This is a genomic window from Delftia lacustris, from assembly GCF_040267515.1.
GTDB classification, from domain to species: Bacteria; Pseudomonadota; Gammaproteobacteria; order Burkholderiales; family Burkholderiaceae_C; genus Comamonas; species Comamonas tsuruhatensis.
This window is the reverse complement of the sequence record NZ_CP141274.1, coordinates 4,237,243-4,258,020: the sequence shown is the minus strand read 5'-3', so window position 1 is coordinate 4,258,020 and position 20,778 is coordinate 4,237,243. Positions and strand designations below refer to the sequence as shown.

Here is a 20,778-nt window from a genome sequence, read left to right as displayed (position 1 = left end):
GCCATGCTGATGGAATCCACGCACCGCCTTGCCGCTTCCCCCGACGACACCGTGCCCGCCCCCGGCACCGTGCTGCCGCCCGACGATGTCAGCCAGATGCTGGCGCGCCGCCTGCGCTCGGACACGCGCGGCCAGGTCCTGTTCGACGCCGCCTCGCGCGGGCGCTATGCCACCGACGCCTCCATCTACCAGATCATGCCCGTGGGCGTCTTCGTGCCCACCTGCGAGCAGGACATTGCCACGGCCCTGCAGATCGCCCGCGAGCTGAAGGTGCCCGTGCTGCCGCGCGGCGGCGGCACCAGTCAGTGCGGGCAGACCACGGGCGCGGCCCTGGTCATCGACAACAGCAAGCATTTGCGCAACATCCTCTCGGTGGACCCCGATGCAGGCACGGCCGAGGTCGAGCCCGGCCTGGTGCTGGACCACCTCAACGCCCGGCTCAAGAAGCTCGGCCTGTGGTATCCGGTGGACGTATCGACCAGCGCCCAGGCCACGCTGGGCGGCATGGCGGGCAACAACTCCTGCGGCTCGCGCTCCATTGCCTACGGCAACATGGTGCACAACGTGCGCGGCGCCCGCGCCTGGATGGCCGATGGCGAGCTGCTGGACTTCGGCCCTGTCGCCCAGGCCACGGGCCGCGCGGCGCGCATTGCGCAATTCGTGCACGGGCTGGCGCAACAGCACCGGGCGGAAATCCACGCCCACTGGCCCAAGGTCATGCGCCGCGTGGCCGGCTACAACCTCGACATCTTCGACAACCAGAGTGAGCGGCCCTACACGGCCGACGGCAGCGTCAACCTGGCCCATCTGCTGATAGGCGCCGAGGGCACGCTGGCCTACACGCGCTCGCTCACCCTGCAGCTCAGCGCGCTGCCGCGCGCCAAGGTGCTGGGCGTGGTGAACTTTCCCACCTTCCACGCGGCCATGGACTCGGCCCAGCACATCGTGAAGCTGGGCCCCACGGCCGTGGAGCTGGTGGACCGCACCATGATCGAGCTGGGCCTGGCCAACCCGGCCTTCAAGCCCACCATAGAGACCGCGCTCATCGGCCGCCCGGCCGCCATCTTGCTGGTGGAATTCGCAGGTGACGACCGCGCCGCGCTGCTGGCGCGGCTGCGCCAACTGGTGGAACTCATGGGCGAGCTGGGCCTGCCCGGCAGCGTGGTGGAAATGCCCGAGGAAGCGGCTCAGAAAAACCTCTGGGAAGTGCGCAAGGCGGGGCTGAACATCATGATGAGCCTCAAGGGCGACGGCAAGCCCGTGAGCTTCATCGAGGACTGCGCCGTGCCGCTGCAGCACCTGGCCGAGTACACCGACGCGCTCACCGAAGTGTTCGCGCGCCACGGCAGCCGGGGCACCTGGTACGCCCATGCCTCCGTGGGCACGCTGCATGTGCGGCCCATCCTGGACATGCGCACCGACGGCGCGGCGCGCATGCGCGCCATTGCCGAGGAAGCGGCCGAACTGGTGCGCAAATACAAGGGCGCCTTCAGCGGCGAGCACGGCGACGGGCTGTGCCGCGGCGAGTGGATTGCCTGGCAGTTCGGGCCCGCCATCACCGAGGCCCTGCGCGCCATCAAGCAGCACTTCGACCCGGACAGCCTCTTCAACCCCGGCAAGATCATCGATACGCCGAAGATGGACGATGGCCGGCTGTTCCGCTTCGCGCCCGCCGATACACCCCGGCCCTACCGGCGCATTCCCATCACGCCCGTGCTCGACTGGTCCGCCTGGAACGTGCAGGCCGACCCGGTCACCGAAGTCACCACGGCGCCCGGCACGGGCGGCGACGTCACGGGCGGCTTTGCCAAGGCCGTGGAGATGTGCAACAACAACGGCCACTGCCGCAAGTTCGACGCCGGCACCATGTGCCCCAGCTACCGCGTCACGCGCGACGAACAGCACCTGACGCGGGGCCGCGCCAACACCCTGCGCCTGGCCATCTCGGGCCAGCTGGGGCCGGACGCCTTCACCAGCGAGGCCATGCACGACACCATGGACCTGTGCGTGGGCTGCAAGGGCTGCAGGCGCGACTGCCCCACGGGCGTGGACATGGCCCGCATGAAGGTGGAATTCCTGGCCCACTACAAGGCCCGCCATGGCCACACGCTCAAGGACCGGCTGGTTGCCCATCTGCCGCGCTACGCGGCCACGGCCAGCCGCATGCCCTGGCTGCTGAACCTGCGCAACCGCCTGCCCGTGCTGCGCCAACTGGGCGAAAAGCTGCTGGGCCTGTCCGCCCGGCGCTCGCTGCCGGCCTGGCGCAGCGACACCTTCTGGCGCGCGCCCGAAGCACATACCTTTCTTGACCGCGACCAGGCCCTGGCCCGCGCGGCGGCCGGCGAGCGCGTGGCCGTGCTCTTCGTGGACACCTTCAACGGCACCTTCGAGAGCGAAAACGCCCTGGCCGCCGCGCGCGTGCTGCAGGCGGCCGGCTATGCGCTGCACACCGCCAGCAAGTCCGGCAAAGAGGGGGGCGGCCACCACTGCTGCGGCCGCACCTACCTGGCCACCGGCATGGTCGAGCAGGCCAAGGCCAGCGCCGGTGCGCTGATCAACGCCCTGGCGCCGTTGGCCCGGGCCGGCATCCCCATCGTCGGCCTGGAGCCCTCCTGCCTGCTGACCCTGCGCGACGAAGCCCTGGTCATGGGCCTGGGCGAGCCTGCGCAGGCTGTTGCCGCCCAGGCCCTGCTGTTCGAGGAATTCATTGCCCGTGAAGTCAAGGCCGGCCGCTTCGCGCTGCCGCTGCGCGCCGCCGGGGCGCCCATCCTCGTGCACGGCCATTGCCACCAGAAGGCCTTTGGCGCGGTCAGCCCCATCCTCGACGTGCTGCGGCTGATTCCCGGCGCCCAGCCCGAGCTGATCGAAAGCTCCTGCTGCGGCATGGCCGGCAGCTTCGGCTACGAGGCCAGCCACCACCAGGTCTCCATGGACATGGCCGAGGCGGCCCTGCTGCCGGCCATACGCCAGCGCCCCGAAGCCATCGTCGTGGCCGACGGCACCAGCTGCCGCCACCAGATCGCCGACGGCGCGGCGCGCGAAGCCGTGCATGTGGCGCGGCTGCTGGAAAGCCTGCTGGACGCCCGCTGACTGCCCGCTGATCGCCATCCTCCATCCTTCACAGGACAAGGCACTCCCATGAAGCACAAGCCCTGCCTGGACCTCCAGGACATCAAGGCCATCGCCCAGGCCGCCGAGGCGCATGCCACGGCGCGCGGCTGGGCCGTCAGCATCGCCATCGCCGATGACGGCGGCCACCTGCTGTGGCTGCAGCGCCTGGACGGCGCGGCACCGGCCTCGGCCCACATCGCGCCGGCCAAGGCCCACGCCGCAGCACTGGGCCGCAAGGAAAGCCGGCTCTATGAGGAAATGATCAATGGCGGCCGCACCGCCTACCTGAGCGTGCCCGCGCTGCAGGGCCTGCTGGAAGGCGGCGTGCCCATCACCAGTGAGGGCCACTGCCTGGGCGCCGTGGGCGTCAGCGGGGTGAAGCCGGCCGAGGATGCGGAGGTGGCGCGGGCCGGCGTTGCGGCGCTGGGGGCCGCGCCGCAGCGGTAGGGGCCCTGGGCTTCAGCGCGCCTTGCGCGGCTGCAGGGCCTCGGCGCGCAGCATGGCCAGCACGGCATCGCGCTTGTGGTGCAGGTGGGTGACCAGCAGCTCGCGCAGGGCCGTGGCGTCGCGTGCGCCCAGGGCATCGATCATGGCCTCGTGCTCCTTGACGGCCTGCTTCCACTTGGCCGTGTCCAGGTTGGTGCGAAAGCGCAGCGACTGCACGCGGTTGTTGATGCGCTGGAAGGTCTCCGTCAGCACGGGGTTCTTGGCAGCGCTGTTCAGGGCCGCGTGGATGGCGGCGTTGAGCCGGTAGTAGGCAGACACGTCGGCGCGCGCCACGCTGGCCATCATCTCGTAGTGTAGGGCGCGGATCTCGGCGAATTCCTGGTCGGTGATGCGCTGGGCGGCCAGTTCGCCCGACAGGCCCTCGATGCCGGCCAGCACCTCGAAGGCGTGCATGACATCGGCCTCGCTCAGCTTGACGGCGATGGCGCCGCGGTTGGGCAGCAGGTCGGCCAGGCCTTCGGCGGCCAGCAGCTTGATGGCCTCGCGCAGCGGCGTGCGCGAGACGCCCAGCTGCTCGCACAGCTCGCGCTCGTTGAGCTTGGCGCCCGGGGCGATGCGCCCCTCGTTGAGCATGGACCGCAAACGGTCCGCCACCTGCTCGTGCAGCGCCGCCCGCGATATCTCGATGATCTCCGCCATCTAGCGGTCTCCTTGGCTGTTCCTGGCTGGTGGATGCCCCCGCCACAGGCATTGCGCCATGCGGGGCGGCGCCGATGTTAGCCGAGTTTGCATCCCCTGCGGGCCGCCGGGCGGGCGCACGCGCTGTCCCTGCCAAGCACTACAGGCTTTTCAGCAGGGGCCTACGGCCGGCGGAGACTCTTGATCCCACCATGGATGCTGATCCGACAGACCAACCAGGGAAAAACAATGGCCCAACCAGGAATCAGGCTGCAGATCCAGGTGGATCTTGCCTATGACATCCGCGATCCGGCCGGGGCCGACTTCGTGTTCAACATCCATGCGGCCCACACCTCGCACCAGACGGTGGAGAACGAGCGTCTGGTGCTCAGCCAGCCGGTGGAGCCCGACATTGCCACCGAGCCCGCCACCTCCACGCGCTTCATGCGCCTGCATGCCAACCCCGGCCCCCTGCACCTGACCTACACGGCCACCGTCTGCATCGCGCACCACCGCGAGGATCCGGCGGCGCTGGGCGAGGTTCCGGTGCGCTGCATCCCGCTGGAGGTGCTGCCGTACATCTACCCCAGCCGCTACTGCCAGTCCGACCGGCTGATGCAGCTGGCCTTCCGCAATTTCGGCCAACTGGCGCCCGGCTATTCGCGCGTGCTGGCCATACAGCAGTGGGTGCAGGAGCTGGTGACCTTCGCTTCGGCCACCAGCAACTCGTCCACCTCGGCCGTCGATACCCTGGTGGAGCAGGTGGGCGTGTGCCGCGATTTCACGCACCTGATGATCGCCCTGTGCCGCGCGCTGAACATTCCCGCCCGCATCGCCACCGGCACGGACTACGGTGCCGACCCTGCGCTGGGTCCGCCCGATTTCCATGCCTACGTGGAAGCCTACCTGGGCGACAGGTGGTACCTGTTCGATGCATCGGGCACGGCCATTCCCATGGGCTTCATGCGCTTTGGCACGGGCCGTGACGCGGCCGACGTGGCCTTTGCCACCATCTTCGGCAACGTGGTGGCCATGGCCCCCATGATCCAGACACAGGCCCTGGAAGACGAGCACAGCCAGCTGCCCCGGCAGTGCAGCGAGGCGCTGTCGACCACCGCGCCTTCGCCCGCCGTGCTGTCGGGCTGCGCATCGTTTGGCAGCACGGCGGACCGAAGGAGCTTCAGGCAGCTGCCTGCCTGAGCTGCCTGCGCTGCGTGAAATGCCTGGGCCGTGTGAGGCGCGCGGCGGCGGCTCTCAGAAGCGGTGCGTTCCCGTCACCGCAAAGGTGCGCCGCTGGCCGTAGAAGCAGTCGCCGCGTGCCAGGCACTGCGTGATCTGCACCTTGTCGGTCAGGTTGACCACGTTGAAGGCCAGGCGCCATGGGCCGGCGTCATAGGACACCATGGCATCCAGCAGGGTGGCCGAAGGCGTGTCCACCAGGCTGGTGCCCGTCCACTGCGAACCCGTGTAGCGCACGCCGGCGCCCAGGCTCCAGCCGCCGCGCCCTTCGCTGGCAAAGCGGTGGGTCAGCCAGGCCGATGCCGTGTGGCGCGGCACGCTGGTCACGCGCTGGCCCTGGTCGCCGCCATTGCTGCGCGAGATGACGGCGTCGGTGTACGCATAGGCGAGCGTGGCGTCCCAGTGGCGGGCCAGGCTGGCGGTCAGCTCGGCCTCGAAGCCGTTAACCTTGACCTCGCCGATCTGCAGGCTGTTGAGCGGGTTGGCCGGGTCGGTGGTCTTGCGGTTCTTCTCGCGCAGCGTGTAGACGGCGGCAAAGGCCGACAGGCCCTGGCCCGGTGGCTGCCATTTCACGCCGGCTTCCCATTGCTCGCCGCGCTGCGCCTTGTAGGGCGTGCCGTAGACGTTCACGCCGCCCAGCGGCTGGAAGGACTCGGAGTAGCCCAGGTAGGGCGCCCAGCCACCGTCCATCTGGTAGGTGGCGCCTGCGCGCTTGGTCCAGGCCTTCTCGTCCACGGCGGAGGCGGGACGGCCTTCGGTGTCCGTCTGCGCGCTGTCGTGGCGCAGGCCCAGGGTGGCGGTCCAGCGGCCCCACTTGATCTGGTCCTGGGCGTAGAAGCCCAATTGCTTTTGCGACACGCCCGGCTGGCGCACCAGCTGCGAGGCCGTGGGCGGCGTGAAGTTGCCGTAGACGGGGTTGTAGACGTCAAACGGCGCGGTCAGTCCGCGCCAGGTGGACTGGCTGGTGCTGTTGCGCTGTGCGTCCATGCCGGCCAGCACGGTGTGCTCGGCCGTGCCCCAGCGCAGCCGGCCTTCGAGCTGCGTGTCGATCACCAGCATGCGCCCGCCGTTGACCTGCCAGGAGGCATCGCGGTAGACGCTGCGGTTGTCGGGGTTGAAGACCGGGCGCGCAGGGCGGCCCTGGCCGGGGATGGCGGTGAAGCTGGTGTAGATGGAGCGGTAGTCCACGTCGCTGATGGTGCGCCGCAGGTTCTGGCGCACGGTCCAGTCCGCGTTCAGGCGGTGGCTGAACAGGTAGCCCCAGGATTTGTTCTCTGTGTCGAACGAGTCCCAGCCGGGCTCGCCGATGAAGGTGCTGGTGGGAATCTGGCCGTAGGGGCTGGGCAGGCGCGTGCCCTGCCAGGGGAAGAAGCCGATCAGCGAGCCGCTCTTGTCCTTCTGGTAGAGCGCCTGCAGCGTGAGCGAGGTGTCGGCGCTGGGCCGCCAGGTCAGGCTGGGCGCGATCACCAGGCGGTCGTCGTTCACATGGTCCACCTGGGTGCCGCTTTCCCGGCCCACGGCCACCAGGCGGTACAGCCACTGGCCGTCTTCGGTGACGGCGCCGGTCAGGTCGGCGGCGATCTGCTTGCGCCCGTAGCTGCCCATCTGCACCTGCACCTCGCGCAGCGCCTCGGCCTGCGGGCGCTTGCTGGTGAGGTTGAGCACCCCGCCCACGCTGCCCTGGCCGTAGAGCACGGAAGAGGGTCCGCGCAGGAATTCCACGCGTTCCAGCGTGTAGGGATCGGGCCGGCTGGTGTTGTAGGTGCCGTAGGTGCGCAGCAGCCCGTCCTGGTACTGGCTCACGCTGCCGCCGCGTGCCGAGAAGCTGTCCACCCGGCTGTCGAAATAGTTGGACACCACGCCGGCGCTGTAGGCGGTGGTCTGGCGCAGCGTCTGCACGCCCTGGGCCTCGAACTGGTCGCGCGTGACCACGCTGATGGCCTGGGGCGTCTCTATCAGCGGCGTGTCGGTCTTGGTGGCCGAGATGGCGCGCTTGGCGGTGAAGCCCACCACAGGGCCGGTGGGATTTTCCTTCTCGGTGCCTGCGTTCACGGTGACCGGGGCGAGCGTGGCCTCGGGGACCTTGTCAGGCTGGGCCTGTGCGTGGGCTGCGCCGCACAGGGCAAGCAGGGCGGCATGCGCAACTGCCGTGCGCGAGAGTCTTTGGGTAAGCATGGTCAATGGTCGAGAGCTGGGAAACCTGTGCCGTGGGGCGTGCTCTGGGTGCGTCGGCGCTGCTGCCGGCCCTGGGGCCAGCAGCGCAGCCTGTCATGGCGGGTGCGGATTCTAGAATGACAATGGGAATGATTTCTTTTTCTTTTCATTTGTATGTAGCATGCAACGCATTGTTATCAATTTGATAGCGTAGAAGCTTGTTTTGGAGGTACCTGCGGGTCGATGTGCAGGGCGGTGCGATACGCGTACGGTCTTGCTTGCGGGAAGTCCGCGCAGCGTGATAGCCCTCTTCGCGCCGGGGCGCCAACGGCCCCGGTCGCCTCAGGCCTAAGCGGCCTGCAAGGGGTTGCCTGGGTGTGAAACGGCCTCGGGCCACAGCCGACCGGCCGCCGCCTGCAAGGCTTGCACCAACTGCTGCGTATCCGTCTTGCCGGTGGCGTGCAGCGCTTCGGTCACGATCAGCGCGTTGACGGTGGATTCGCGCACTGCCGAGTGGCCGCTTTGGCGGTTGCACCAGCGCCGGGCGTGGGCGCGGCCAGCCGTGTCGGCAAAGATGATTTCGCCGGGCTCGGGATATTCGATCTCGCCCGAGAAGGTCTCGTAGACCTCGCTGCCGGTTGCGGGGCGCACCTGCAGGCAGCCGCTGATGCGGTCCAGGTCGAAGACGGCCACGGGAATGGCAAAGGCCACCGAGGCCGCATTGCACAGGTCCACCAGCGGATGCAGGCCCGGCAGATCTCCCTCCTTGCGCAGGCGGCGCAGCAGGGCCTCGGCGGCGCAGCGGTATTGCGTGGGCTTGAGGCCCATCCTGGCAAAGCCGCGCCGCCAGGCCTGGATGGATGGCATCTCGCTTTCCGGGGTGCAGGCCAGGTTCTGCCTGGCCTGTGCCATGAAGGGGGCGATCACGGCGTGTGCGGGCACGTCGGGCGACAGGCCGCGCAGCAGCAAGGTCTGCGTGGCCAGTTCAGGAAAGTCGCGGGGGATGGAGGGTGCGTAGGAGAACGGCAAGATCTGGCCTTGTGAGTGGAGAGGGGATGTGATCCCCATCCTCGCCAGGCCGGTTTGCGTGGTCTTGAAGGAAATTGCAGCGCGTCACGCAGCGCAGGCGCTTGCTGCCCTGGCATAGAAGCCGGGCGCCATGCCGAAGCTGCGCACGAACAGGCGCGTCATATGGCTCTGGTCGGCAAAGCCGCTGTGCGCGGCGGCCTCGGCCAGCGGCATGCCGCTGGCGATGAGCCCGCGCGCCTGGTGCAGGCGCCGCTGCAGCAGATAGGCATGGGGCGTCATGCCTGTGGCGCGCGCAAAGGCGCGCAGGAACTGGTAGCGGCTCAGGCCCGCCTCGTGGGCCAGGGCGCCCAGGGTCAGGGGCGCGCCGGGATCGTCGTCCATCCGGGCGCGGGCCAGGGTGATGGGGGCCGGTGCGCGGGGCGCAGGGGCAGGGCGCTGCAGCATGCCGCCCAGCAGCTGCAGCAGGGCTTCGTCCAGGTCCAGGGCGTCCGCTGGCTCGCCGCTGCCGGTCATCCTGCGGTACAGGGTCTGAAAACACGCGGCCAGGCGCGGGTCGCGCACGGCGGGCTGGCGGAACTCGAAGCCGGCCGCCGGCCCTGCGCCATCCATGTCCGCCATGAGCCCGGCCACGACCCAGGGCTCCAGGTAGAGCATGCGCCAGGCGCGACCGCCATCGCCCAGGGGCATGCCGTCATGCAGCTCGCCGGGGTTGACCATGATGAGGTCGCCGGCCCCGGCCTCGTACAGACCTCGCCCGCTGGCGGACTTCTGCGCGCCACGCTCGATCAGGCCGATGCCGTACTGCTCGTGGGTATGCCGCCCAAAGTGCCTCGCCGTGTCGGCGGCCACGGCCTCCACGCCTGCGGTGCGGCAGCGCAGCCAGCTGAAATGCCCATCCGTGGTCGAAACCATGCCGCAGCCTTTCCTACCCACCCTGGCGTGCCAGCGTGATCGCCAGGCCGGCCAGCCCCGCGCCCACCACCACGGGGATCACGCCGACCTTCCAGCGCAGCAGCGCGGCCGCCGCAGCCAGGCCCAGCAGTGCGGACGGCCAGTCGAAGGGACCCGCCCAGCCCTGTGGCCACAGCACGTGCCAGGCAAAGAACACGGCCAGGTTGGCGATGACGCCCACCACGGCGGCCGTGATGCCCGTTAGCGGCGCGGTGAAGCCCAGCCTGCCATGGGTGGACTCGATGAAGGGGCCGCCCAGCAGGATGAAGGCAAAGGACGGCAAAAAGGTGAAGAAGGTCACGACCAGGGCGGCGGCGGCGCCGGCAGGCAGCAGCGCATCGGGGCCGAACACCTGCTTGCTCCAGCCGCCCAGGAAGCCCACGAAGGACACCACCATGATCAGCGGCCCCGGCGTGGTCTCGCCCAGGGCCAGCCCGTCCATCATCTGCGTGGCCGTGAGCCAGTGGTAGTGGTCCACGGCGCCCTGGTAGAGGTAGGGCAGCACGGCGTAAGCGCCGCCAAAGGTCAGCAGTGCCGCCTTGGTGAAGAACCAGCCCATCTGGGTGAGCGCGCCCTGCCAGCCGAAGGCGGCGGTCAGCAGGCCCAGCGCCAGCGCCCACAGCCCCAGGCTGGCCGCCAGCACCTGGCTGAAAAAACGCCAGCTGAACCGTGCATGGGCCGGTACGGGCGTGTCATCGTCGATGACGGCCGGGCCGTGGCTGCCGCCGCCGTGGCCGTGCCCGCCTGCAGGGGCGAAGTGGCGCGGCGCCAGCCTGCCCCCCAGGTAGCCCAGTGCGCCGGCCGCCAGCACGATCAGCGGAAACGGCAGCTTCAGCGCGAAGATGGCCACGAAGGCCGCCGCGGCAATGCCCCACAGCCAGCCGTTGCGCAGGGTGCGCGAGCCCACGCGCCAGGCCGCCTGCACCACCAGCGCCGTCACGGCCGGCTTGATGCCGTAGAAGATGCCGGCAATGGCCGGCACATGGCCGAAGGCCACATAGATCCAGGACAGGGCGATGAGCAGCACCAGCGAGGGCAGCACGAACAGCCCGCCGGCCACGATGCCGCCCCAGGTGCGGTGCAGCAGCCAGCCGATATAGGTGGCCAGCTGCTGCGCCTCGGGGCCGGGCAGCAGCATGCAGTAATTGAGCGCATGCAGGAAGCGCCCCTCCGAGATCCAGCGCCGCCGCTCCACCAGGTCCTCATGCATGATGGCGATCTGCCCGGCCGGCCCGCCAAAGCTGATGCAGCCCAGCTTCAGCCAGTAGCGCAGGGCTTCGGCGCGGGTGGGGGCCACAGGGGCCACAGGGGCCGCGGGAAGGGGCGCGGGCGGGTTGGGTGCGGTCTGCAGGCTGGAGGGCATGCCGCAAATGTCTCATACGGCAGCCGCCCCCGATGCCTGAAGGCACCCGCGCTGCGCAGGCGCTACATCTGCCGCGCGGCCTGCTTGACCAGCACCGGCTCGGCCCGGTAGCTGTCCGGGAACAGGCGCTTGAGCTGTTGGACCTTGGGCAGGTCGTTGATGACGATGTAGGGATGGCGCGGGTTCTCGGTCATGAAGTCCTGGTGGTAGTTCTCGGCCGGGAAGAAGCTGGGCTTGTCCTCCAGCCGGGTCACGATGGGCTTGCCGAAGACCTTGGCGGCATCGAGCTGGGCCACATAGGCCTGGGCGGTCTTGAGCTGCGCGGCGTCGGTGGCGAAGATGGCCGAGCGGTACTGCGGGCCCGTGTCCGGCCCCTGGCGGTTGAGCTGGGTCGGGTCATGGGCCACGGAAAAGTAGATCTGCAGCAGTTGCCCGTAGCTGACCTGGGCCGGGTCATAGGTGATCTCGACCGACTCCGCATGCCCGGTGCGGCCGCTGCTCACCGCCGAATACGAGGCCTGGGCCGCCGTGCCGCCGCTGTAGCCCGAGACGGCGCGCTGCACGCCCTTGACATGCTGGAACACGCCCTGCACGCCCCAGAAGCAGCCGCCCGCAAAGATGGCTTTCTGCGGCCCCTGGCCCGTGGCCGGCATGTCCTGCGCGGGTGGCGGAATGCGCACGGCCTGCTCGGCCGCCTGCAGGTCGCTGCCCTGCCACAGCAGGGCGCCGCCCAGCAGCACGGCGCTGCCGGTCAGCAGTTGGAGAAGGCCGCGGCGGCGGGGTGCGGTGGCGAGGGGGGAATCGTTGGTCATGGTGTCTCTCCGGTGAAAGTGAAGCGGCCAGGGATCAGCCAAAGGTGAAGGCATAGGCGGAGATGCCGGGGTCCAGGAATTCGATGCTGAAGGTGCGTTCGGCTGCGCCGCCGTCCTGGCGCACCAGCTGGTACAGGCGCTGCGCGGTCACGCTGCCGCTGCCGTCGGCGGCCACGTCCATGCCGCGCGAGGCGCCGGGCGCCTTGCCGTCTATCAGCACCTTGAAGCGCACGGGCTTGCCATCGCTGCCGGGGCCCAGCACCAGGTGCAGGTCGCGTGCCTGGAAGCGGTAGGTGATGCGGCCGGTGGCGCCGTCCAGCGTGGCGCTTTCCGGGCCCACCGTCCATTGGCCGCTCAGGCCCCAGGCGTTGAGCGGCAGGCGCTCGGGCGTGGCATAGGCGGTGGCCTGGTTGTGCACGGCGGCAGGCGTGGCGGCAAATTGCTCGGCGCGCTCATAGCCCAGGTAGGTCTCGTGCGAGCGCACGGCTGCCATGTCGGCTGCCTGCTGCACGCCCTGGGCCTGCACGTCGATCAGGCCCAGGTCCACCTGCTTCGATCCGGCTTCCTGCAGCAGTTGCTGGATCACGCGCTCGGACTCGGCATAGCCGCCTTCGCCAAAGTGGTGGTGCCGGATGCGGCCCTGGGCATCGATGAAGTAGTGCGCCGGCCAGTACTGGTTGTTGAAGGCGCGCCAGATCTTGTAGCCGTTGTCCACGGCCACGGGGTAGCTGATGCCCAGGTCCTTGATGGCCTTTTCCACGTTGGACAGCTTGCGCTCGAAGGCGAACTCCGGCGCATGCACGCCCACCACCACCAGGCCCTGGTCGCGGTACTTCTCGGCCCAGGCCTTCACATAGGGCAGGGTGCGCAGGCAGTTGATGCAGGAATAGGTCCAGAAATCCACCAGCACCACCTTGCCGCGCAGTTGTTCGGCCGTCAGCGGGGTGGAGTTGAGCCAGTCGGTGGCGCCGTCCAGCGCAGGGGCCAGCCCTTCGTCGGGCAGGGCGGCGCGGGACGGGCCGCCGGCCAAGCGCATGGCGCCGCCTGCGGCCATCATGGCCGGGCCGGCACCGGAGCCCTGGCCCGAGCCTTGGCCCGAACCCTCACCCCTGTCCACGGCGGCCATCATTGCGGGACCGCCCTGCATGGCCATGGCGCCACCCTCGGGCCTGCTGCTCAGGCGGTCCACCAGCCTTTGCTCCAGGCCGCCGGTGGAGGCCGTGGACACTTGCGCCAGCACGCCCGTGTCCAGCCCCAGCGCAATCGCACCCACACCGGCCAGCATGGCTGCACCCAGCCCGCGCCGCACCCATTCGCCCGCGCCCAGCATGCGCTTGAGCGCCGCAAACACCTTGCCGCCCAGCAGCAGGGCCGCCGCCATGGAGGTGGCCGCACCGGCCGCATAGGCCAGCAGCAGCAGGCTGGAGGTGGTATTGGCGCCCTGCAGTGCGGCGCCCGTGAGGATCAGGCCCAGGATGGGGCCCGCGCAGGGCGCCCACAGCAGGCCCGTGGCCACGCCCAGCAGCAGCGAGGCGCCGGGGCGGGCGCCGCCGTCCGTGCCCTGGGCACGCTCGGACAGGCGCGAGCCCGCCGCCACCAGCGGCCGCGTCAGCCGCTCGGACAGGCCGGGCCACAGCAGGGTCAGCGCAAACACGGCGACCAGGCCCAGGGCCAGCCAGCGGCCGTATTCATTGGCGGCCACCACCCAGCCGCCGCCCACGGCGGCCAGCGAGGCCACCAGGGCGAAGGTCAGCGCCATGCCCGCCAGCAGCGGCAGGCCGCTTTTGGCGAAGGGCTGGTCGGCGCGTGCAAAGACGAAGGGCAGCACCGGCAGGATGCAGGGGCTGACGATGGTCAGCACCCCGCCCAGATAGGCCAGGACGATCAGCAGCATGGCGTGGCTCCCGGGTTCAGGCAGGCTGGGGCGTGAACGTCAGCGACAGCCCGTTCATGCAGTAGCGCAGGCCCGTGGGCCTGGGGCCGTCGTCGAAGACATGGCCCAGGTGGCCGCCGCAGCGGCGGCAATGTACCTCGGTGCGCAGCATGCCGTAGGTGCGGTCCTGGCGCGTGGCCACGGCCTTGTCCAGCGGCTGCCAGAAGCTGGGCCAGCCCGTGCCGCTGTCGAACTTGGTCTTGGAAGAGAACAGGGGCAGCGCGCAGCCCGCGCAGGCAAAGGTGCCCGCGCGGTGCTCCTTGTTCAGCGGGCTGGAGCCTGCACGCTCCGTGCCTTCCTTGCGCAGGATCCGGTACTGCTCGGGCGTGAGGCGGGCGCGCCACTCGGCATCCGTGTAGCTGACCTCGAAGACCTCGCTGGAGGCGGCCGCTGGCGCGCGGCGCGGGAACAGGCTGGCCGCCAGCACGGCGGTGGTGCCGGCGCCTGCAGTCCACAGAAGATGGCGTCTGGTGGTCATGGTGTGCTCCTGAAGGTTGCGTGCGTCTGAAAACGATGCGATGCCAGTCAGGTTAGGGCGCCGGCCTCCCGAAGTCCTCACGCAGAGTTCAAAGATTCGTGATAACTCCCGGCCCCGGTATTGCGCACAATGGCAGCCACTCCCGCCACTTCCAGGAAACCGCATCCGATGACCGCCACGCGCCGCGTACTTCTCGTCGAGGACGACGCCCATATCGCCGACCTGCTCACGCTGCACCTGCGCGACGAAGGCCTGGAAGTCATGCACTGCGCGCGCGGCGACGACGGCCTGCGCCAACTGGAGCGCGGCGGTTGGGACGCGCTGGTGCTGGACATCATGCTGCCCGGCGTGGACGGCCTGGAGATCTGCCGCCGCGCCCGCGCCATGGCGCGCTACACGCCCATCATCATCATCAGCGCGCGCTCCAGCGAGGTGCAGCGCATCCTGGGCCTGGAGATCGGCGCCGACGACTACCTGGCCAAGCCGTTTTCCGTGCTGGAGCTGGTGGCGCGCGTCAAGGCGCTGCTGCGCCGCGTGGAGGCGCTGGCCCAGAATGCGCGGCTGGAGTCCGGCAGCCTGTCCATTGACGGCCTGGCCATGGACCCCGTGGCGCGCGATGCCCGGCTTCATGGTGCCCGGCTGGACCTGACCCCGCGCGAGTTCGACCTGCTGTACTTCTTTGCGCGCCAGCCCGGCAAGGTGTTCTCGCGCATGGACCTGCTCAATGCCGTCTGGGGCTACCAGCACGAAGGCTACGAGCACACCGTCAACACCCACATCAACCGCCTGCGCGCCAAGATCGAGGCCGACCCGGCCCAGCCCGCGCGCATCCTCACCGTCTGGGGGCGCGGCTACAAGTTCGCCGAAGCGGGCGAGGGCGCATGACCATGAAACTGCGCCTGACACTGACCCAGCGCCTGTCCCTGGTCTTTGCCGTGCTGCTGCTGGTGTGCAGCGGCACCTCTGCCTGGATGCAGCTGCGCGCCAGCCGCATGCATGAGCTGGAAGTGGTGCAGGGCCTGTCGCGCGACGTGGCCGAAAGCATTGCGCGCGACGCCCAGCTGACCGACGCCAACGGCCTCATGCCCGGCGCCGTGCGCAGCTTCTTCAACCAGCTCATGCTGGTCAACCCCAGCGTGGAGGTCTACCTGCTGGACGCCGACGGCCGCATTGCCGGCCATGCCGCCCCCGACGGCCGCGTGCGCCGCGAGCGCGTGGACCTGGCGCCCGTGCACCGGCTGCTGGAAGGCGGCACGCTGCCCATCCTGGGCGACGACCCGCGCAGCACCGAAGGGCGCAAGGTCTTCAGCGCGGCGCCGCTGCGCGTCAACGGCAAGGAAGTGGGCTTCATCTACGTGGTGCTGCAGGGCGAGGCGCATGACCAGCTGGTGGCGCAGGGCTCGGCCAACTCGGTGCTCAGCACGGCGCTGTGGTCCATCGGCCTGGTGGCGCTGCTGTGCCTGGTGGCCGGCCTGGTGGCCTTTGCGCTGATCACGCGGCCGCTGCGCCGGCTCACCGAAGAGGTGGCCGGCTTCGACATCCATGGCACCCCCCCGGACCTGCCGGCCCCCCAGCCCGGTGCCGCGCAGGACAGCCGCGACGAGATCGCCGTGCTGGACGCGGCCTACCGCCGCATGGTGGCGCGCATCGGCGAGCAGTGGCGCGCCCTCACGCGCCAGGACCAGGAGCGGCGCGAACTCATCGCCAACGTCTCGCACGACCTGCGCACGCCGCTGTCGTCCCTGCACGGCTACCTGGAAACGCTGCTGCTCAAGGACGCCGTGCTCGACACCACCGAACGCCGCCGCTACCTGGGCATTGCCTTGGCACAGAGCCAGAAGGTGGGCGAGCTGGCGCAAAGCCTGTTCGAGCTGGCGCGCCTGGAATACGGCTTTGTCCAGCCCGAGCCGGAGCCGTTTTCCATGCCCGACCTGGTGCAGGACGTGTTCCAGAAATTCGAGCTGCGTGCCGAGGCGCGACAGGTGGCGCTGCGGGCCGACTTCCCAGCCCGCCTGCCCGTCGTCCAGGCCGACCTGGGGATGATCGAGCGCGTGCTGGGCAACCTGCTGGACAACGCGCTGCGCCACACCCCCGAAGGCGGCAGCATCCTGGTGGCGCTGGCGGCGGCGGGCAACGCCGTCGAAGTCACCGTGGCCGACACCGGCCCCGGCATCCCGGCCGATCTGCGCGAAGGCCTGTTCGAGCGGCCCTTCACCGTGGGCGGCGCCCGCCGCGGCGGCGGCCTGGGCCTGCGCATCGTCCACCGCATGCTGGAGCTGCACGGCTGCCGCATCGAGCTGGTGGACCCGCCGGGGCAGGGGGCGAGCTTCCGGTTCGTGCTGCCTGCGGCCGCGCAGGCAACGGGCGCCGGCGCCCGGCCGCGCCAGGGCTGACGCGGATCGTGGGTTACCCTTGTGCACAGCGCGCCCTCGAAGGCGCGGCATGCACAAGATCGTCAACTCGTTCCGAGGACCCACGCCATGTCAACGTCTGCCTCTCCCGTTCATCGCCTGCCCGCATGGGTGCCGCTGCGCTACACCACGTTCTGCCTGAGCCTGGTCGGCAGCGCGGGGCTGCTGGTGGCGGCGCTGGTGTGGGGAGGGATGTGGTGGTGGCTGGGCTTTGGCGTGTGCGCCGCGCTGGCGCTGCTGGGCGTGCGCGACATGACCCAGGTGCGCCATTCGGTGCTGCGCAACTACCCCATCATCGGCCACCTGCGGTTTCTGCTGGAGTTCATCCGGCCCGAGATGCGGCAGTACTTCATCGAGTCCGACCATGAGGCGCTGCCGTTCTCGCGCGCCCAGCGCTCCCTGGTGTACCAGCGCGCCAAGGGCGACCCGGACAGCCGCCCGCTGGGCACGCAGCTCAATGTCACGGCCCAGGGCTATGAATGGGTGAACCATTCCATGCAGCCCACCAGGCTGGCCTCGCATGATTTCCGCATCACCATCGGCTGCGCCGATGAAGGTGCCTCGCCCTGCACCCAGCCCTACAGCGCCAGCATCTTCAACATCTCGGCCATGAGCTTCGGCGCGCTGTCGGCCAATGCCATCCTGGCGCTGAACAAGGGCGCGAAGATGGGCGGCTTTGCGCACGACACGGGCGAGGGCTCCATCAGCCAGCACCACCGCGTGCACGGCGGCGACCTGATCTGGGAGGTGGCCTCGGGCTACTTCGGCTGCCGCAACGACGATGGCACGTTCAGCGAAGAGAAGTTCATCGCCAATGCCACCGACCCGCAGGTCAAGCTCATCGAGATCAAGCTCAGCCAGGGCGCCAAGCCCGGCCACGGCGGCATGCTGCTGGGCGCCAAGGTCACCCCCGAGATCGCCGCCGCGCGCGGCGTGCCCGTGGGCGTGGACTGCATCAGCCCCTCCAGCCACAGCGCCTTCAGGACGCCGGTGGAGATGATGCATTTCATCGCCCGCCTGCGCGAGAAGTCGGGCGGCAAGCCCACGGGCTTCAAGTTCTGCGTGGGCCATCCCTGGGAGTGGTTCGCCATCGTCAAGGCCATGCAGGAGACGGACATCACGCCGGACTTCATCGTGGTCGATGGCGCCGAGGGCGGCACGGGCGCGGCGCCCGTGGAGTTCACCGACCACGTGGGCGTGCCGCTGCAGGAAGGCCTGCTGCTGGTGCACAACACGCTGATCGGCGTGGGCCTGCGCCACCGCATCAAGATCGGTGCGGCCGGCAAGGTGATCACGGCCTTCGACATCGCGCGCATGATGGCGCTGGGCGCCGACTGGTGCAACGCCGGGCGCGGCTTCATGATGGCCCTGGGCTGCATCCAGGCGCAGAACTGCCACACCGGCCACTGCCCCACGGGCGTGGCCACGCAGGACGCGGCGCGCCAGAAGGCCCTGGTCGTGCCCGACAAGGCCACGCGCGTGGCCAACTTCCATGACAAGACCCTGCATGCGCTGCAGGAGCTGGTGCAGGCGGCGGGCCTGGAGCACCCCTGCGACATCACGGCCCACCACATCGTGCGGCGCATCTCCGACACCGAGGTGCGCCAGCTCGCCAACCTGGTCCTGCGCGTGGAGCCCGGCGCTCTGCTGGGGCCGCTGGACAAGCAGCACAACGTGTTCAAGCTCTACTGGCCGGGCGCCAGCGCCCACACCTTCCAGTTCGCGCCGCCCACGCTCAAGCCTTCTGCGCCGCAGGCCAAGGCGCAGGCCAAGGCGCAGGCGGCAGGCCAGCCCGCATAGGGACACCACGGCCGATCACGGGTTTTGACGGCGCTCGGGGATAATGCGCCCCGAGCACTTTGGTCCACGACTGTATTTTTCTTTGTAAATGAAAACTATTTTGGTTCGCATTGCAGCCGCCGTCTTCGGCGGTTATGCCTTCACCTGGGGCTTCATCGCCCTGGGCGTGGCGCTGATGTTTGCCGCCGGAATGGAGTTCCACGATGCCGAGCATCTGGGCTACATCCTCGGCTTCCTGGTGTTTCTGACGGTGTTCCTCTGGGCCTTTGCGGCGCAGAGCCTCCCGCGCGTCTGGGCCGTGCTGGCCGGCGGCGGCATTGTCATGACCGGTTGCGCATCGCTGCTCCAGCAGATGCTGCTGCCCTGAATCCGGAGAACGCCCCATGTTCCAGAACTTCCGCCTCTCCATGGCCTGGCTGCACACCTGGTTCGGGCTTGCGCTCGGCTTCGTGCTCATGGCCGCCTTCTTCTTCGGCGCGCTGTCGGTGTTCGACCGCGAGATCGACCGCTGGGCCATCCCGGCCTCGCGCTTCGAGCCCACGCCCATGCCCTCGTACGACCAGATCCTCAAGCCGGTCTTCGAGTCCATGCAGCCCAACGCCCAGGCGCGCGATGCCATGCGCGGCGAGGTCAACGGCCCGCTGCCCGAGCGCTTCGACACGCCCCAGCGCTGGGGCGCCTACACCACCCACCGCGATCCCGTGCTGGGCCTGTTCGCCGGCTACGAGGTGCCCAACGCCAAGAAGCCCGAGACCCTGATCTGGGCCATGCGCACCATCAACCCGCGCAATGGCGAATCCCTGCCGGACGACCACCTCAAGATCGGCAGCCGCTTCTTCTACCCGCTGCACTACAGCCTGACGCTCAACTGGATGAACCTTGGCTACTGGATCGTGGGCTTTGCCGCGCTCATCATGCTGGTGGCCCTGGTCAGCGGCGTGGTCATGCACCGCAAGATCTTCCGCGAGCTGTTCACCTTCCGTCCGAAGAAGGCCACGCAGCGCAGCGTGCTGGACCTGCACAACCTCACCGGCGTGGTGGCGCTGCCCTTCCACTTCTTCTTCGCCTTCACGGGCCTGGTGATCTTTGCGGGCATCTACTTCCCCATCACCCATACCCAGCTGGAGCCCCTGCACGAGTTGCACGAGAAGATGGAGGCCGAGGAAACCGGCCTGCCGCACGACCGCGCCGGCGTGGCCGCACCCATGGCCTCGGTGGACGCCATGGTGGCCGAGGCGCAGCGCCGCTGGGCCGCCAAGGGCATGGCCGGCGACGTGGGCTTCCTGTCCGTCACCCATGTGGGCGATGCCAACGGCTACGTCAGCGTCTACCGCGCCGGCACCGACCGCATCGCGCTCACGGGCGAGGGCATCCACTTCAAGGCCAGCACGGGCGCCCTGCTGCGCGAAGATCCTCCGCGCACGGCCGTGGACAGCATCAACACCTTCCTCACCGGCCTGCACCTGCAGCACTTCCGCCACTGGCTGCTGCGCTGGCTGTACGTGCTGGGCGGCCTGGCCGGCTGCGTGTGCATTGCCACCGGCTTTGTCTTCTTCGTGGAAAAGCGCAAGAAGCAGCACGCCAGACAGGGTGTGCAGGGCGCGCGCGTGGTCGATGCCCTGGCTGTCACCACGGTCACCGGCATGCTGGTGGCCACGCTGGGCATGCTGATCGCCAACCGCCTGCTGCCCGAGGCCATGCCCCAGGGCTGGCCGGGCCGGGGCGACATGGAACGCTATTTCTTCTGGGCCACCTGGCTGCTGGCCATGGCGCATGCCTTTGTGCGCAGCGCCCCCGTGGCCCGGGGCCTGCCCAATCCTGCCTGGCGCGAGCAGTGCTGGGCCGTGGCCGCCATGGCCGTCACGGCCGTGCTGCTGAACTGGCTGACCACGGGCGACCACCTGTTCAAGACCCTGGGCGAGGGCTACTGGCCGGTGGCCGGCGTGGACCTGTTCATGCTGGCCAGCGCCGTGCTGGCCGTGGTGGTGGCGCGCAAGCTCAAGACGCGCGCCGCGCCCGCCATGCCCTCGCGCGCTGCGGAGGTGGCCCATGTCTGAGGGGCTGATGGACGCACTGCTGCTGGCCGCCGCCTTTGCGGCATCGCTGCTGGGCATGGCCTGGTTTGCGCTGGCCAAGGACGTGCACTGGGAGCAGGTGCACGGCGACATGCCCCAGCCCGATGGCAAGGTCAGGCTGCTGCGCTGGCTGGGCGCTTCAGGCCTGGCCGCCTCGCTGGGACTGTGCCTGGCGGTGGACCATGCCTCCATGGCCTCCCTGGTCTGGATCATGACGCTGGCAGCCGCCGCCCTGGCCATTGCCTTCACCCTGACCTGGCGGCCGAGCTGGCTGCGCTGGCTGCCGGCTTGACGTAT

17 protein-coding genes are annotated in these 20,778 nt (G+C 69.5%); 9 read left to right on the top strand and 8 right to left on the bottom strand.

Translation table 11 applies throughout. The annotated features are described in order from the left end of the window. The first annotated feature begins 3 nt into the window (after positions 1–3). Together U6958_RS20775 and U6958_RS20770 are read left to right on the top strand one after the other, a co-directional pair. On the top strand, positions 4–3,090 hold the full coding sequence (locus tag U6958_RS20775) for an FAD-binding and (Fe-S)-binding domain-containing protein (RefSeq protein WP_074923448.1): 3,087 nt from the start codon (positions 4–6) through the stop codon (positions 3,088–3,090). Between the two features lie 48 nt (positions 3,091–3,138). Beyond that, on the top strand, positions 3,139–3,558 hold the full coding sequence (locus U6958_RS20770; RefSeq protein WP_074923447.1) for a heme-binding protein: 420 nt from the start codon (positions 3,139–3,141) through the stop codon (positions 3,556–3,558). 12 nt (positions 3,559–3,570) lie between these two features. Here U6958_RS20770 and U6958_RS20765 read toward each other — a convergent pair whose 3' ends face one another. Then, positions 3,571–4,257 (bottom strand): GntR family transcriptional regulator, encoded by a 687-nt coding sequence (locus U6958_RS20765; protein WP_074923446.1) that lies wholly within the window; start codon positions 4,255–4,257, stop codon positions 3,571–3,573. Positions 4,258–4,485: 228 nt separating this feature from the next. Between U6958_RS20765 and U6958_RS20760 the strand changes: the two genes are divergently transcribed. Continuing rightward, positions 4,486–5,436, top strand: coding sequence for a transglutaminase family protein (locus tag U6958_RS20760; RefSeq protein ID WP_046241312.1), 951 nt, complete (start codon positions 4,486–4,488; stop codon positions 5,434–5,436). Between the two features lie 54 nt (positions 5,437–5,490). Here the strand turns inward: U6958_RS20760 and U6958_RS20755 are convergent, their stop codons facing one another. The 7 genes from U6958_RS20755 to msrB all read right to left on the bottom strand — a co-directional run bounded on the left by U6958_RS20755 (position 5,491) and on the right by msrB (position 14,195). After that, on the bottom strand, positions 5,491–7,650 hold the full coding sequence (locus U6958_RS20755) for a TonB-dependent siderophore receptor (protein WP_074923445.1): 2,160 nt from the start codon (positions 7,648–7,650) through the stop codon (positions 5,491–5,493). Between the two features lie 327 nt (positions 7,651–7,977). Next, positions 7,978–8,658, bottom strand: coding sequence for a B3/4 domain-containing protein (locus U6958_RS20750; protein WP_016448174.1), 681 nt, complete (start codon positions 8,656–8,658; stop codon positions 7,978–7,980). 84 nt (positions 8,659–8,742) lie between these two features. Next, positions 8,743–9,570: an AraC family transcriptional regulator gene (locus U6958_RS20745; protein WP_070080477.1), complete on the bottom strand. Its 828-nt coding sequence runs from the start codon at positions 9,568–9,570 to the stop codon at positions 8,743–8,745. 13 nt (positions 9,571–9,583) lie between these two features. After that, the gene (chrA, locus tag U6958_RS20740) at positions 9,584–10,972 is read right to left on the bottom strand and encodes a chromate efflux transporter (RefSeq protein WP_074923444.1); all 1,389 of its coding nucleotides are present in this window, start codon (positions 10,970–10,972) and stop codon (positions 9,584–9,586) included. A gap of 62 nt (positions 10,973–11,034) precedes the next feature. Next, positions 11,035–11,784: a peptide-methionine (S)-S-oxide reductase MsrA gene (gene msrA / locus U6958_RS20735; RefSeq protein ID WP_061287803.1), complete on the bottom strand. Its 750-nt coding sequence runs from the start codon at positions 11,782–11,784 to the stop codon at positions 11,035–11,037. 34 nt (positions 11,785–11,818) lie between these two features. Next, on the bottom strand, positions 11,819–13,678 hold the full coding sequence (locus U6958_RS20730) for a cytochrome c biogenesis protein DipZ (RefSeq protein ID WP_074923443.1): 1,860 nt from the start codon (positions 13,676–13,678) through the stop codon (positions 11,819–11,821). 16 nt (positions 13,679–13,694) lie between these two features. Continuing rightward, positions 13,695–14,195 (bottom strand): peptide-methionine (R)-S-oxide reductase MsrB, encoded by a 501-nt coding sequence (msrB, locus tag U6958_RS20725; protein ID WP_016448169.1) that lies wholly within the window; start codon positions 14,193–14,195, stop codon positions 13,695–13,697. A gap of 168 nt (positions 14,196–14,363) precedes the next feature. On the opposite strand from msrB, the gene U6958_RS20720 reads away from it, so the two are divergent. The 6 genes from U6958_RS20720 to U6958_RS20695 all read left to right on the top strand — a co-directional run bounded on the left by U6958_RS20720 (position 14,364) and on the right by U6958_RS20695 (position 20,773). Continuing rightward, positions 14,364–15,080: a response regulator transcription factor gene (locus U6958_RS20720; protein ID WP_016448168.1), complete on the top strand. Its 717-nt coding sequence runs from the start codon at positions 14,364–14,366 to the stop codon at positions 15,078–15,080. Between the two features lie 2 nt (positions 15,081–15,082). Further along, entirely contained in the window at positions 15,083–16,588 is a 1,506-nt protein-coding gene (locus tag U6958_RS20715) for a HAMP domain-containing sensor histidine kinase (RefSeq protein WP_074923442.1), read from the top strand. A gap of 87 nt (positions 16,589–16,675) precedes the next feature. After that, on the top strand, positions 16,676–18,406 hold the full coding sequence (locus U6958_RS20710; protein ID WP_074923441.1) for an FMN-binding glutamate synthase family protein: 1,731 nt from the start codon (positions 16,676–16,678) through the stop codon (positions 18,404–18,406). An 88-nt stretch (positions 18,407–18,494) separates the two neighbouring features. Further along, positions 18,495–18,773 carry a hypothetical protein gene (locus U6958_RS20705; RefSeq protein ID WP_016448165.1) on the top strand — a complete coding sequence of 93 codons (279 nt, stop codon included), beginning with the start codon at positions 18,495–18,497 and terminating at the stop codon, positions 18,771–18,773. A gap of 16 nt (positions 18,774–18,789) precedes the next feature. Further along, positions 18,790–20,463, top strand: a complete 1,674-nt coding sequence (locus U6958_RS20700; RefSeq protein WP_074923440.1) for a PepSY domain-containing protein — start codon at positions 18,790–18,792, stop codon at positions 20,461–20,463. Next, entirely contained in the window at positions 20,456–20,773 is a 318-nt protein-coding gene (locus U6958_RS20695; RefSeq protein WP_047327262.1) for a DUF3325 domain-containing protein, read from the top strand. The genes U6958_RS20700 and U6958_RS20695 overlap by 8 nt, the downstream gene beginning before the upstream one ends. Positions 20,774–20,778 lie beyond the last annotated feature (5 nt).